The organism is Bradyrhizobium sp. LB14.3 (assembly GCF_040547985.1).
In the GTDB taxonomy this organism is placed as follows: domain Bacteria; phylum Pseudomonadota; class Alphaproteobacteria; order Rhizobiales; family Xanthobacteraceae; genus Bradyrhizobium.
Genome location: NZ_JBEPQT010000013.1, coordinates 94,702 through 107,542 on the forward strand (window position 1 = coordinate 94,702; position 12,841 = coordinate 107,542).

General features: G+C 64.3%; 10 protein-coding genes and 1 pseudogene. 2 read left to right on the plus strand and 9 right to left on the minus strand.

The annotated features are described in order from the left end of the window. Positions 1-57: 57 nt before the first annotated feature. Positions 58-858: an enoyl-ACP reductase FabI gene (gene fabI / locus ABIB00_RS23045; protein WP_354105962.1), complete on the plus strand. Its 801-nt coding sequence runs from the start codon at positions 58-60 to the stop codon at positions 856-858. On the opposite strand, the pseudogene ABIB00_RS23050 reads toward fabI, so the two are convergent. The 3 genes and pseudogenes from ABIB00_RS23050 to ABIB00_RS23060 all read right to left on the minus strand — a co-directional run. Further along, positions 855-1,075 (minus strand): annotated as a pseudogene (locus ABIB00_RS23050) (glutathione S-transferase family protein); the annotation flags it as partial. The gene fabI and the pseudogene ABIB00_RS23050 overlap by 4 nt on opposite strands. Before the next feature lie 26 nt (positions 1,076-1,101). Next, the gene (locus ABIB00_RS23055) at positions 1,102-1,566 is read right to left on the minus strand and encodes a GNAT family N-acetyltransferase (RefSeq protein WP_247444558.1); all 465 of its coding nucleotides are present in this window, start codon (positions 1,564-1,566) and stop codon (positions 1,102-1,104) included. 7 nt (positions 1,567-1,573) lie between these two features. Continuing rightward, complete coding sequence (locus ABIB00_RS23060; RefSeq protein ID WP_247352842.1) at positions 1,574-2,500, minus strand: hydrogen peroxide-inducible genes activator; 927 nt, start codon at positions 2,498-2,500, stop codon at positions 1,574-1,576. A 114-nt stretch (positions 2,501-2,614) separates the two neighbouring features. Between ABIB00_RS23060 and katG the strand changes: the two genes are divergently transcribed. Beyond that, the gene (gene katG / locus ABIB00_RS23065) at positions 2,615-4,783 is read left to right on the plus strand and encodes a catalase/peroxidase HPI (protein ID WP_354105963.1); all 2,169 of its coding nucleotides are present in this window, start codon (positions 2,615-2,617) and stop codon (positions 4,781-4,783) included. A gap of 76 nt (positions 4,784-4,859) precedes the next feature. Here katG and pnp read toward each other — a convergent pair whose 3' ends face one another. The 6 genes from pnp to ABIB00_RS23095 form a co-directional block, all read right to left on the minus strand. Next, a complete protein-coding gene (gene pnp, locus ABIB00_RS23070) occupies positions 4,860-7,019 on the minus strand; it encodes a polyribonucleotide nucleotidyltransferase (protein ID WP_247444560.1) in 2,160 nt (719 codons plus the stop codon). Between the two features lie 378 nt (positions 7,020-7,397). Next, complete coding sequence (rpsO, locus tag ABIB00_RS23075) at positions 7,398-7,667, minus strand: 30S ribosomal protein S15 (RefSeq protein ID WP_092027405.1); 270 nt, start codon at positions 7,665-7,667, stop codon at positions 7,398-7,400. Positions 7,668-7,669: 2 nt separating this feature from the next. After that, the gene (gene truB, locus ABIB00_RS23080; protein WP_354105964.1) at positions 7,670-8,788 is read right to left on the minus strand and encodes a tRNA pseudouridine(55) synthase TruB; all 1,119 of its coding nucleotides are present in this window, start codon (positions 8,786-8,788) and stop codon (positions 7,670-7,672) included. Beyond that, positions 8,785-9,216, minus strand: a complete 432-nt coding sequence (gene rbfA, locus ABIB00_RS23085) for a 30S ribosome-binding factor RbfA (protein ID WP_247352848.1) — start codon at positions 9,214-9,216, stop codon at positions 8,785-8,787. Before rbfA ends, truB begins: the two co-directional genes overlap by 4 nt. Before the next feature lie 155 nt (positions 9,217-9,371). Next, on the minus strand, positions 9,372-12,068 hold the full coding sequence (infB, locus tag ABIB00_RS23090) for a translation initiation factor IF-2 (protein WP_247352849.1): 2,697 nt from the start codon (positions 12,066-12,068) through the stop codon (positions 9,372-9,374). 71 nt (positions 12,069-12,139) lie between these two features. Beyond that, positions 12,140-12,823 carry an RNA-binding protein gene (locus ABIB00_RS23095; protein ID WP_247352851.1) on the minus strand — a complete coding sequence of 228 codons (684 nt, stop codon included), beginning with the start codon at positions 12,821-12,823 and terminating at the stop codon, positions 12,140-12,142. Between the last annotated feature and the right edge of the window lie 18 nt (positions 12,824-12,841).

Consider the following 12,841-nt stretch of genomic DNA (forward strand, 5'->3'; position numbering starts at 1 on the left):
GGGCGTGGATGCCCGGGACGAGCCCGGGCATGACGAAAGTGGAAAGCGATCGAAACGATGCAGGAATTGATGAAAGGCAAGCGCGGTCTGATCATGGGCATTGCCAATGATCATTCGATCGCCTGGGGCATGGCGAAGACGCTGCATGCCCACGGCGCCGAGCTTGCCTTCACCTTCCAGGGCGAGGCCCTGGGCAAGCGTGTCAAGCCGCTGGCGGAGCAGCTTGGCGTCGACATGGTGCTGCCCTGCGACGTCGAGGACATTGCCAGCGTCGACGCCACATTCACGGCCTTGCGCGAAAAGTGGGGCCGGCTGGATTTCGTGATCCACGCGATCGGCTTCGCCGACAAGAACGAGCTCAAGGGCCGCTACGCCGATACCAGCCGCGAGAATTTTTCGCGCACCATGGTGATCTCCTGCTTCTCGTTTACGGAGATTGCAAAACGCGCCGCCGAGCTGATGACTGAGGGCGGCAGCATGATCACGCTGACCTTCGGCGCCTCGATGCGCGCGATGCCGAATTACAATGTGATGGGCGTGGCCAAGGCGGCGTTGGAAGCCTCGGTGCGCTATCTCGCCTCCGACTTCGGGCCGCGCGGCATCCGCGTCAACGCGATTTCCGCAGGCCCCATCCGCACGCTTGCCGGCTCGGGCATCGGCGAGGCGCGCGCGATGTTCGCCTTCATGCAAAAACATTCGCCGCTTCGCCGCGGCGTGACGCTCGACGAGCTCGGCGGCTCGGCGCTGTATTTGTTGTCGGATCTCTCCGGCGGCGTGACCGGCGAGATCCACTATGTCGATTCCGGCTACAACATCGTCCTGATGCCGAAGCCGGACGACCTTGCATTGCCTGATTAACCCGCCCCGATCGTCTCCGCGCGCTGGAACGCCGGCCTTGCCGTGCGGCGCGCGAGACAGGCGACGAAGGCCGGGCGCGACGGCACCGTCTTGAACAGGCGCACCGCAAAGTTCAGGCCCGTCCGATCGTGATGTCGGCGGCCGAAAATTCCTCGAGAATCCACGGCCCGTTGGCGAGCGCGGCTTCCAGCACGTCGAAGACCTGCGTCGCGCTGCCCGCAAGCTGCACCCAGAGCTCGCTGTCTATCCAGCGGGCCGCTGCCGCCGCCACCGATAATACTTCATCATGAACCCGTTCGACGGCTCGATCTCTTGCTTCTCGAACACAAAGCCTTCGCGTTCGTACCAGCGCCAGGCTTTTTCGTTTTCGCGGACGCAGCGCAGATACATCTCGTCCGGCATTTGCGTGCGCGTGAAGGCGAGCAATTGGCGGCCGAGCGATTGGCCCTGATAGGCGGGCGCGACGAACAGCATGTCGAGATAGAGTTTTGGCAGATGCAGCGCCAGCATCGCGGCGATCGTGCCGTTGTCGTCGGCGGCGAACAGGCTCCAGCCACCCTCGATCTCGCGCCGGATGCGCGCACGCAGGTTCGCGAGCAGGAAGTTGCTCGTCTCGCCGAGTCCGGTCGAGACCCAGCTCTCCATCCAGACGCGGCCGATCTCGTCGTATTCGTCCGCGCGGGCCGGGCGGATGATGGGGTGGGACATCGGGGACTCAGGCCGGCTGGCTGCGCGCGGATGGCCGTGCGCGCACCTTGCCGGCCGACAGGCACACCACCTCGGATATCTGAAGCAGTTGGCGCGCGAGCGGGCTGGTCTTGCGCCAGACCATGCCGATGGTGCGCGACGGCTGCGGGTCGCGGAAGCGCGTGAGCGAGACCGACGCCGATCGCGTCTCCACCGACACCGCCATCTCCGGGATCAAGGTGACGCCGATGCCGGCGCTGACCATCTGGACCAGCGTCGACAGCGAATTGGCATCCAGCATCTCGCGCGGCGGCGCCGATTGCATGTTGCAGAACGACAGCGCCTGATCGCGGAAGCAGTGCCCCTCTTCGAGCAGCAACAGCCGCATCTCGCGCATCATCTCCCGCGATGGTGCCGGCGTCCCCTCATCCGCTCCCGGCCGCACCAGCAGGAATTTCTCCGCGAACAGGGCGACCTCGGTGAGCGAGGGCTCGGACACCGGCAGCGCGACGATGGCGGTGTCGAGTCGGCCTTCCACCAGTTCCTGGATCAGCCGCGGCGTCATCGTCTCGCGCACGCGGATGTCGAGCTCCGGATGCATGCGCGTGAGATTCTTGGTGATCGTGGGCAGCAGATAAGGCGCGATCGTCGGGATCATGCCGATGCGCAGCCGTCCCGAGAACCGGTCCTGCGAGGCGCGGGCGAAATCGCCGAGTTCGTCGACCGAGCGCAAAATGTCGCGGACGCGCTGCGCGAGTTCCTCGCCAAACCGGGTCAGCGCCACCTGTCGCGCGCTGCGCTCCAGCAGCAGGCCGCCGAGCGCCTCCTCCATCTCCTTGATCTGCATCGACAAGGCCGGTTGCGAGATGGAACAGGATTCAGCCGCGCGGCCGAAATGGCCGTGGCGCGCCAGCGCATCGAAATATCGGAGCTGCCGCATCGTCAAGTTGATCATCAGAAAATCTTAACGCAGTGATCATTAAAGTCAACTTCCCCTGATCGAACGCGAAGCTTAGAGTGCTTCTACCCAGTCAAGGGCGCGAGTTCGACGCCACCAGAGGAGGTATTCATGGACGACACTTCGAAGTGCCCGTTTTCGGGTGGAAAACGCGTGCCAACGAACCGCGATTGGTGGCCAACTCAGCTCAGCATCGAGATGCTGCACAAGAATTCCGGCCTGTCGGATCCGATGGGCAAGGAATTCGACTACGCCAAGGAATTCAAGACGCTCGACCTGAACGCGGTCATCAAGGATCTGACCGCTTTGATGACGGAATCGCAGGAATGGTGGCCCGCCGATTTCGGTCACTATGGCGGTCTCATGATCCGCATGGCCTGGCACAGCGCGGGCACCTACCGCACCACGGACGGCCGCGGTGGCGCCGGCGCCGGTCAGCAGCGTTTCGCGCCGCTCAACAGCTGGCCCGACAACGCCAACCTCGACAAGGCGCGCCGTCTGCTCTGGCCGATCAAGCAGAAATACGGCCGCAAGATTTCCTGGGCCGATTTGATGGTGCTGGCCGGCAACGTCGCGCTGGAATCGATGGGCTTCAAGACCTTCGGTTTCGCCGGTGGCCGCGCCGACGTGTGGGAGCCGGAGGAGCTCTATTGGGGTCCCGAAGGCACCTGGCTGGGCGATGAGCGCTACAGCGGCGAACGCCAGCTCGCCGAGCCGCTCGGCGCGGTGCAGATGGGCCTCATCTACGTCAATCCGGAAGGCCCGAACGGCAAGCCGGATCCGATCGCCGCGGCCAAGGACATCCGCGAGACCTTCTTCCGCATGGCGATGAATGACGAGGAAACCGTCGCGCTGATCGCCGGTGGCCATACCTTCGGCAAGACCCATGGTGCTGGCGATCCGTCTCTGGTCGGACCGGAGCCCGAAGCGGGCGCGCTCGAGGATCAGGGCCTCGGCTGGAAGAGCAAGCACGCTTCGGGCATCGGCGGTGATTCCATCACCAGCGGTCTCGAGGTGACATGGACGACGACGCCGACGAAGTGGAGCAACAACTTCTTCGAGAACCTGTTCAAGTACGAATGGGAGCTGACGAAGAGCCCGGCGGGTGCGCAGCAGTGGACGGCCAAGGGCGCGGAGGCGATCATTCCGGACGCTTTCGACAAGTCCAAGAAGCATCGGCCGACCATGCTGACCACCGATCTCTCGCTGCGTCTCGATCCCGCCTATGAGAAAATCTCGCGGCGCTTCCTGGAGAATCCCGATCAGTTCGCCGACGCCTTCGCCCGCGCCTGGTTCAAGCTCACCCATCGCGACATGGGTCCGGTCGTGCGCTATCTCGGCCCGCTGGTGCCGAAGGAGACGCTGATCTGGCAGGATCCGATCCCGGCCGTGAATCACGAGCTGGCCAGCGAGCAGGATATCGCCTCGCTGAAGACGAAGATCCTGGCCTCGGGTCTGTCGGTGCCGGAGCTGGTCTCGACGGCCTGGGCGTCGGCCTCGACGTTCCGCGGCTCGGACAAGCGCGGTGGCGCCAACGGCGCACGCATCCGCCTCGCCCCGCAGAAGGACTGGGAGGTGAACGAGCCGGCTCAGCTCGCGAAGGTCCTGGGCAAGCTCGAAGCAATCCAGAAGGACTTCAATGCGTCATCCGGTGCGAAGAAGGTCTCGCTGGCGGACCTCATCGTGCTCGGCGGCACCGCCGCGGTCGAGAAGGCCGCGAAGGATGCCGGCGTCGGCATCAAGGTCGGCTTCACGCCGGGCCGCATGGATGCCTCGCAGGAGCAGACCGACGCTGCCTCCTTCGCTCCGCTGGAGCCGCGGGCCGATGGCTTCCGCAACTACACCGGCAAGCGGCAGCAGTTCATGATGCCCGAGGAGGCTCTGGTCGATCGTGCGCAGCTGCTCCGGCTTACCGGCCCGGAGATGACGGCGCTCATCGGCGGTCTGCGCGTGCTCGGTGCCAATGCGAACGGTTCGAAGAACGGCGTCCTCACCTCGAAGGTGGGAACGCTGAGCAACGACTTCTTCGTCAACCTGCTCGACATGAGCACGCAGTGGACGCCGGCCGGCACTGACGGCAGCTATGAGGCCCGCGATCGCAAGACCAACGCGGTGAAGTGGACAGGCACGCGCGTCGATCTGATCTTCGGCGCGCACTCGCAGCTCCGCGCCTACGCCGAGGTCTATGCCACGTCGGACTCCAAGGAGCAGTTCGTGAAGGACTTCGCGAAAGCATGGACCAAGGTGATGAACCTCGACCGGTTCGAGCTCGCGGCTTGATCCCAAAGCTCAGCAAGCGACAAACAAAAAGGGCGGCCGAAAGGCCGCCCTTCGTGTTTCTGATGCAGCGGAGCGGTTACTCGCCGGCTGCTTCGCGCGGGGCCTTCTCGCCCTCGCCGCCGCCCTTGCCTTCGAGGTCTTCGCCGGTCTCCTGGTCGACCACCTTCATCGACAGGCGGGTCTTGCCGCGGTCGTCGAAGCCGAGCAGCTTGACCTTGACCTTGTCGCCTTCCTTGACGACGTCGGAGGTCTTCTGCACGCGCGCCGAAGCGAGCTGGCTGATGTGGACGAGACCGTCCTTGGAACCAAAGAAGTTCACGAAGGCGCCGAACTCCATCACCTTGACGACGGTGCCGTCATAGATCTGGCCGACTTCCGGATCGGACGCGATCGACTTGATCCACTTGATCGCGGCCTTCATCGCCTCGCCGTCGCTGGAGGCGACCTTCACGGTGCCGTCGTCCTCGATGTTGACCTTGGCGCCGGTCTTCTCGACGATCTCGCGGATCACCTTGCCGCCGGTGCCGATCACTTCACGGATCTTGTCGGTGGCAATCTTGAAGGTCTCGATGCGCGGCGCATATTCGCCGAGTTCGGCACGGGCGTTGGTAAGCGCCTTGGACATCTCGCCGAGGATGTGGATACGACCATCCTTGGCCTGACCGAGCGCGACCTTCATGATCTCTTCGGTGATGCCTTCGATCTTGATGTCCATCTGGAGCGAGGTGATGCCCTGCTCGGTGCCGGCGACCTTGAAGTCCATGTCGCCGAGATGGTCCTCGTCACCGAGGATGTCGGAGAGAACCGCGTAGCGCTTGTCTTCGAGGATCAGGCCCATCGCGATGCCCGCGGTCGGCCGCTTCAGCGGCACGCCTGCGTCCATCAGCGCGAGCGAGGCGCCGCAGACCGAAGCCATCGACGAGGAGCCGTTGGATTCGGTGATCTCCGACACCACGCGCGTGGTGTAGGGGAACTCGTGGTGCGGCGGCAGCACGGGGTGGATCGCGCGCCAGGCAAGCTTGCCGTGGCCGATCTCGCGGCGCTTGGTGCCGCCGAGGCGACCGGTTTCACCGACCGAGTAGGGAGGGAAGTTGTAGTGCAGCAGGAACGTCTCTTTGTACGTTCCCGACAGTGCGTCGATGTACTGCTCGTCCTCGCCGGTGCCGAGCGTGGTCACGACCAGCGCCTGGGTCTCGCCGCGGGTGAACAGCGCCGAGCCGTGGGCGCGGGGCAGCACGCCGACTTCGGCGATGATGTTGCGCACGGTCTTGGAGTCCCGGCCGTCGATGCGCTTGCCGGTGTCGAGGATGTTCCAGCGAACGATCTTGGCTTCGAGCTTCTTGAACACGCCGCCGATGCGCAGCTTGTCGTATTTCGGCTCCTGCCCTTCGGGGAAGTAGTGGGCGATCACCTTTTCCTTGACCTTGCCGACCGCGGCGTAGCGATCCTGCTTGATCGGAATGGCGTAGGCGGTGCGCAATTCCTGCTCGACCATGCCGAGCATTTCCTTTTCGAGCGCCGAATTGTCGATCGCGGTGACCTCGCGCGGCTCCTTCGCGGCCTTCTCGGCGAGCTCGATGATCGCGTTGATCACCGGCTGGATGTGGCGGTGACCGAACATCACGGCGCCGAGCATGATGTCTTCGTTCAGTTCCTTGGCTTCCGATTCCACCATCAGCACGGCGTCGGCAGTGCCGGCGACGACAAGGTCGAGCTGGGTGTCGACCATCTCGTCGAGGGTCGGGTTGAGGATGAACTCGTCATTGGCGAAACCGACGCGCGCGGCGCCGATCGGGCCCTTGAACGGAGCGCCCGACAGGGTCAGCGCGGCCGACGATGCCACCAGCGCCACGATGTCGGGATCGTTCTCCATGTCGTGCGAGAGCACGGTGACGATCACCTGGGTCTCGTTGCGCCAGCCGTCGACGAACAGCGGACGGATCGGACGGTCGATCAGGCGGGAGACCAGCGTCTCCTTCTCGGTCGGACGGCCCTCGCGCTTGAAATAGCCGCCGGGAATGCGGCCGGCTGCGTAGGTCTTCTCCTGATAGTCGACGGTCAGCGGCAGGAAGTCGACACCTTCGCGCGGGGTCTTTGCCGCGACGACGGTGGCGAGCACCACGGTCTCGCCGTAGGTCGCGACGACGGCGCCGTCGGCCTGGCGGGCGATCTTGCCGGTTTCAAGCTTGAGAGGGCGTCCGCCCCAGTCGATCTCGACCGAATGCTTATTGAACATAGATGTCTTCTTTCATGGGTTCTCGAAAGAAGGACGGCTCGAAAAACAAAAACCATGCGCAAGATTGCGGGACGTTGATCGAAGCGGGCGATCAGCGTCCTGCGATCCTGCCATGGTTTTTGGATTTCGGATGGCGTCCATCCTTTCGGGTCATACGGGCGCCTTGCCCGTTGTGCCCAGCCGCCGGATTGCTGCTGGACTGTCAGTCGGCACGAACGCGAACACCAAACCTTGGGTCTTCGCCCATCATGCCCCGGATGCGAACCGTCAACGGCCCGTACCCGACGCGCACGCAGCCTCGATCAAAAACCTTTAAACAAGCGCTTTCGTTCGAAACCACGCGCGAAAACGCGCGCCGTTGGGCGCGCGCAAGAACTCTTAACGACGAATGTTGTGCTTCTCGAGCAGCGCCTTGTAGCGCGCCTCGTCCTTCTTCTTCACATAGTCGAGAAGCGAGCGGCGGGTCGACACCAGCTTCAAGAGGCCGCGACGCGAATGGTTGTCCTTCACGTGGGTCTTGAAATGGCTCGTGAGGTTGGCGATGCGTTCCGAAAGGATCGCGACCTGAACCTCTGGCGAGCCGGTATCGCCGGCTTTGTTGGCATTCGTCTTGATGACTTCCGCTTTGCGTTCTGCGGCAATCGACATCGTCAATTTCTCTCGTTGCGAACGGCGCTGGCAGTCAGGCCGGTCAGGTTGAACACACGCTTGGGGATGATTTCGCCATTGCCAACTTCGGCAAGCGCAAGAAGCCGGCCTGCCACCGTGACATAGACTGTGCCGCTCGAAGTGGGCGCATCCCGTCCGCGCAACAAAACGGCCTGGCCCCGATGGAGCCTTGCCGCATCAGCCCGAGTGACGGCCAGTGCCGGGATGTCGTCCAGCGCGGTCTCAACGGGCATAAGCGCGTCGGCGAGGCTCCCCTCGCCGGACGCGGCTCTATCGCACAAAGCCTCCAACTGATCCAGCGGAATCATGTCGTTCTCGCCAAATGGGCCGACCAGGGTCCGCCGCAGCGCGCAGATATGGCCGTAAGTGCCGAGAATCCGGCCCATATCGCGGGCCAGCGCGCGGACATAGGTGCCCTTGCCGCACTCGGCCTCGAACACGGCGTGGTCACTACCTGGTTGATTTACAAGGCTTAAACGGTGAATCTCGACCGGACGCGGGGCCAGTTCCACGATCTCGCCGTCGCGGGCGAGGTCGTAGGCACGCTCGCCCTTGATCTTGATCGCGGAATAGCGCGGCGGGATCTGCTCGATCACCCCTGTGAAACGGGGCAGCAGGGCCTCGATGGCCTCCCGGGTCGGGCGCTGGGCGGAGGTTGCGGTAGCCCGGCCCTCGATATCGTCGGTATCGCGCTCCTCGCCCCAGCACACGGTGAACTGGTAGCGCTTGCGGCCGTCCATGACGAAGGGGACGGTCTTGGTGGCCTCGCCGAGCGCGATCGGCAGGCCGCCGGAGGCGAGCGGATCCAGCGTGCCGGCATGACCGGCGCGTTTGGCGTTGAACAGGCGCTTGAGCACGGCAACGGCCTGCGTCGAGGTCATGCCGATCGGCTTGTCGAGCACGACCCAGCCGTGGACGTCGCGGCGGTCACGGCGCGGCTGGTTGCCCTTCTGCTTGTTGGCGCGCGGATCGTTGTTGACGCGGCGCGGCTCCTGATGCGGCTGGGAATTGCCGTCCATGTCCGCAAAATTATTTTTCTGCACGTCGCGCTGATCGGGCTCTTCGCCGCCGATCGTGCCGTGAGCCGGGTCCATCGTCATTGCTCTTCTTCCCGATCCGATTTCGGATCCTGTTCCAGGTCCTTCTGCACCGCAGGTGTTCGCAAAAGTTTCTCGATCCGTTCCGCTTCGTCGAATCGTTCATCGACGCGGAAGCGAAGGTCAGGTGCAAATTTCAGGTTAACGCGCCGCGCGACTTCGCCGCGCAGGAACTTCTTGTTGCGCTCGAGCGCAGCGATAATGACCTCGGTGTCGCGGCCACCGAGCGGCATCACATAAACTGTTGCAAGCTTCAGGTCGGGCGACATCCGTACCTCCGGCACGGTGATGATGTGACCTTCGAGGTCCTCATCATGCACATTGCCTTGCGCCAAAATCTCGGCCACCGCATGGCGAACCTGCTCCCCGACACGCAACTGGCGCTGCGAGCCGCCGGGTGCGGAACTTTTTTTCTGATGATGGCTGGGCATGGTCGAAAATTACCTCGTCATGCGCGTGTATGGGACACGAGCATTGTCATTTGTTCTGTTGAAACGAATGCGGTGAGATGGCCGGAATAAATCCGGCCATCTCACTCCCGCAATTTCAGCTCAGAAAGATCCAGGCGCTTCGGTAAGATTTGGACTTACAGGGAGCGCTGGATCGTCTCCACGCGGTAACACTCGATCACGTCACCGGCGCGCATGTCGTGATAGTTCTCGAAGGCCATGCCGCATTCCTGACCGGACTGGACTTCCTTCACTTCGTCCTTGAAGCGCTTCAGCGTCGACAGCTTGCCTTCGTGCACGACGACGTTGTCGCGGATCAGGCGCACGTTGGCGCCGCGTTCCACGGTGCCGTCGGTAACGCGGCAGCCGGCGACCTTGCCGATCTTGGAGATGTTGAAGATCTCCAGGATCGCGGCATTGCCGAGCATGGTTTCGCGCAAGGTCGGTGCGAGCAGGCCGCTCATGGCCTTCTTCACGTCGTCCACGAGGTCGTAGATGATGTTGTAGTAGCGGATCTCGATGCCGTTGCGCTTGGCGGCCGCAGCGGCCTCCTTGTTCGCACGAACCGAGAAGCCGATGATCGCGGCGTTAAAGCCTTCCGCGAGCGTCACGTCCGATTCCGAGATGCCGCCGACACCGGCATGCAGGATACGCGCGGCGACTTCGTCGGTGCCGAGCTTCTCCAGCGAGCCGAGGATCGCTTCCAGCGAGCCCTGCACGTCGGCCTTGATGATCAGCGGGAATTCCTTGCGGCCCGCCGTCTTCAACTGCGACATCATCTGCTCGAGCGAGCCGCGCATGCCCGAGATCGAGGCAGCCGCGTTCTCGCGCTTCTGGTGCGCGCGGTAGCTCGTGACCTGACGGGCGCGGGCTTCGTTCTCGACCACGGCGAGACGATCGCCGGCTTCCGGCGGACCGTTGAAGCCGAGCACTTCGACCGGCACCGAGGGACCGGCTTCCTGAACCGTCTCACCCTGATCGGAGATCAGCGCACGGACGCGGCCCATCTCGGCGCCGGCGACGATGATGTCACCGACACGGAGCGTGCCGCGCTGGACCAGCACGGTCGCGACCGGACCACGGCCGCGATCGAGCTTGGCTTCGATCACGGTGCCTTCGGCCGGGCGCTCCGGATTGGTCTTCAGGTCGAGGATGTCGGCCTGGAGCGCAATCATCTCGAGCAGCTTGTCGAGATTGGTCTTGTTCTTCGCGGACACTTCGACGTCGACGACTTCGCCGCCGAAGGATTCCACCTGCACCTCGTGCTGCAGCAGCTCGGTGCGCACGCGCTCGGGCTTGGCGTCGGGCTTGTCGATCTTGTTGATGGCAACGATGATCGGCACCCGCGCCGCCTTGGCGTGGTTGATGGCTTCGATCGTCTGCGGCATCACGCCGTCATCGGCCGCAACCACCAGCACGACGATGTCGGTGACCTTGGCGCCGCGGGCGCGCATCGCGGTGAACGCGGCGTGGCCGGGCGTGTCGATGAAGGTGATCTTCTTGCCGCTCTCGGGCGACACCACCTGATAGGCGCCGATATGCTGGGTGATGCCGCCGGCTTCGCCGGAGACAACGTTGGCATGACGGAGCGCATCGAGCAGCGAGGTCTTGCCGTGGTCGACGTGGCCCATCACGGTCACCACCGGCGAGCGCGGCTCGGTGTCGGTGGGATCGTCGATGGCGTCGAACAGGCCCTCTTCAACGTCGGAAGCGGCAACGCGCTTGACGGTGTGACCGAGCTCTTCGGCGATCAGCTGGGCGGTGTCGGCATCGATCACGTCGGTGATCTTGTGCATCGCGCCCTGCTTCATCAGCATGCGGATGACGTCGACCGCGCGCTCGGCCATGCGGTTGGCGAGTTCCTGGATCGTGATCGCTTCCGGAATGATCACCTCGCGGATGAGCTTTTCTTTCGGCTCGTTCGCGGCATGGCCCTTCAGGCGCTGGGTGCGGCGGCGGAACGAGGCGATCGAGCGCTCGCGCACGTCGTCGGCATTGAAGGCGGTGACGACCGTCAGGCGGCCGCGCTCCTTCTGCGGGCCGGGCTTCTGGGTGGGCTTGGGGGCTACCACAGGCCGCGCAGCGCCGCCGGGACCGCGACGGATCTGGCGCGGACCCTCGTCCTCGTCCGGTCCGGCTGCGACAGCGGGGGCGCGGCCCACCGGGCCTCCCGGCCGCGTCGTCGTTCCGGGCCGCGCGGTCGTTGTTCCCGGGCGTGCCGTGGTGCTCGTTCCGGGGCGCGCCGTGGGCGCTCCGGACCGCGGTGCAGTAGCGGCAGAGGTCGCGGTTGCAGGGCGCGCCGCAGATTGCGGCTGCTCGCCTTCGCCAAAACGCTTCTTGGCCTCGGTTTCGGCCTTCCGCTTGGCTTCCTCTTCGTGGCGGTGACGCTCGTCCTCGGCCTTGCGGCGGGCTTCGGCGGCCTCGCGGTCGGCGCGTTCGGCGGTTTCGCGGACAGCGCGGCGCTGAGCCTCTTCCTCGGCACTACGACGCTCTTCGACTTCGCGCACCTTGGCATCGGCCAGCGCGCTGGCGCGGGCGGAACGTTCGTCCTCGGTCAGCGTGCGCAGCACCACGCCGGAGCCGGTGTTGCGCGGCGGAGCCGCGCGTGCAGGAGCAGGCGCCGGCGCGGCCGGCGCGGGCTTCGCCACTTCGGCCACCTGCGGCTCGGGGGTGCCGTCGACACGGCGCTTGCCGCGCTTCTCGACCACGACCTGCTTGCTACGGCCATGGCTGAAGCTCTGGCGCACGGTGCCCGTTTCGACGCGCGGCTTGAGCGATAGCGTCTTGCTCGGAACGCTCAGCTTCTTGTCGCCAGGGGTCTTGGTATCAACCATTAAGCAGTCCTAATCCTGATCTTGTTGTCGTTGTGCGTTGCCGCACCGTGCTATCGGGTGGTCGTTGTCTCTCAGAAATCCTGGCCGGGCATTTCGGCAGTCTTGTCAACGTGCGCCATCCGGTATCGGACCAGCATCTGGCTACGTGACAGGAATGACTTGCTCGCCGGGCCCGCGAGCAGGGCAGCATGTATCACATTTGACCGGGTAAGTGCCAAATCCAATTCTATTGATTTCAGCGCGGTGACGACGGGAATCTGCGGCTTGGAGCCGCGATTTCCGTCATTTTGACGCGCCAGCATGTCCAATTTGCGGATTCCGTCCGCGGCCCCGTCGCTGGCATGGATCAGGACCTCGGCCGTACCTCCCCGAAGCGCGCTTTCGACCTTGCCGAAGCCGGCCACAATCTGGCCCGCCTTGGCGGCAATCCCGAGGGCTTCAGTCACGCCCCGAACCAGAAGCGCCTCGATGTCGGCGGGAAGCGTCTGAGGGATGCGCAGCTGGCGCTTGAAGGCTTTGGTAAAGTGGTGACGCCGCACGGCTTCCGCAACCACCTCGCGCGAGGCGGTGACCCACATGCCGCGTCCGGGCAGCTTGCGCTTGAGATCGGGAACTATGTCCCCTTGGGGCGAGACGACGAAGCGGATCAGCTCGTCGATCGGCCGGACCTCGCGGCTGACCGCGCACATCCGCATGGTCGCGGACTTCTCAGTCCGCGGTCCATGGTCGAGTTCGGGGTCAGTATCGGCGAGCATCCGGGTGACATCCTCCTT

Coding starts and splice junctions, on each gene's coding strand:
- fabI (WP_354105962.1), top strand. CDS start 58: ATGCAGGAATTGATGAAAGGCAAGCGCGGTCTGATCATGGGCATTGCC.
- ABIB00_RS23055 (WP_247444558.1), bottom strand. CDS start 1,566: ATGTCCCACCCCATCATCCGCCCGGCCCGCGCGGACGAATACGACGAG.
- ABIB00_RS23060 (WP_247352842.1), bottom strand. CDS start 2,500: ATGATCAACTTGACGATGCGGCAGCTCCGATATTTCGATGCGCTGGCG.
- katG (WP_354105963.1), top strand. CDS start 2,615: ATGGACGACACTTCGAAGTGCCCGTTTTCGGGTGGAAAACGCGTGCCA.
- pnp (WP_247444560.1), bottom strand. CDS start 7,019: ATGTTCAATAAGCATTCGGTCGAGATCGACTGGGGCGGACGCCCTCTC.
- rpsO (WP_092027405.1), bottom strand. CDS start 7,667: ATGTCGATTGCCGCAGAACGCAAAGCGGAAGTCATCAAGACGAATGCC.
- truB (WP_354105964.1), bottom strand. CDS start 8,788: ATGACGATGGACCCGGCTCACGGCACGATCGGCGGCGAAGAGCCCGAT.
- rbfA (WP_247352848.1), bottom strand. CDS start 9,216: ATGCCCAGCCATCATCAGAAAAAAAGTTCCGCACCCGGCGGCTCGCAG.
- infB (WP_247352849.1), bottom strand. CDS start 12,068: ATGGTTGATACCAAGACCCCTGGCGACAAGAAGCTGAGCGTTCCGAGC.
- ABIB00_RS23095 (WP_247352851.1), bottom strand. CDS start 12,823: ATGCTCGCCGATACTGACCCCGAACTCGACCATGGACCGCGGACTGAG.